This is a genomic window from Flavobacterium soyae (assembly GCF_021245985.1).
Classification (GTDB): domain Bacteria; phylum Bacteroidota; class Bacteroidia; order Flavobacteriales; family Flavobacteriaceae; genus Flavobacterium; species Flavobacterium soyae.
Genome location: NZ_JAJQXA010000041.1, coordinates 1 through 515, shown reverse-complemented (window position 1 = coordinate 515; position 515 = coordinate 1). Strand labels below are relative to the sequence as shown.

Below are 515 nucleotides of genomic sequence, written 5' to 3'. Positions count from 1 at the left end.
CAGCAAGTGCTTCACCCTCACCGGCGCACCTTCTCCCGAAGTTACGGTGCCATTTTGCCTAGTTCCTTCACCCGAGTTCTCTCAAGCGCCTTGGTATTCTCTACCCAACCACCTGTGTCGGTTTGGGGTACGGTTCCTGGTTACCTGAAGCTTAGAAGCTTTTCTTGGAAGCATGGCATCAACCACTTCGTCACCCAAAGGGTAACTCGTCATCAGCTCTCGGCCTTAGAATCCCGGATTTACCTAAGATTCCAGCCTACCACCTTAAACTTGGACAACCAACGCCAAGCTGGCCTAGCCTTCTCCGTCCCTCCATCGCAATAACCAGAAGTACAGGAATATTAACCTGTTTTCCATCGACTACGCTTTTCAGCCTCGCCTTAGGGACCGACTAACCCTGCGTCGATTAACGTTGCGCAGGAAACCTTGGTCTTTCGGCGTGGGTGTTTTTCACACCCATTGTCGTTACTCATGTCAGCATTCGCACTTCTGATACCTCCAGCAAGCTTCTCAAC

1 rRNA gene is annotated in these 515 nt (G+C 51.3%); it reads right to left on the bottom strand.

Going from position 1 to position 515, the window contains the following annotated elements:
* Positions 1 to 515 (bottom strand): 23S ribosomal RNA (locus LUU93_RS21875); the annotation flags it as partial.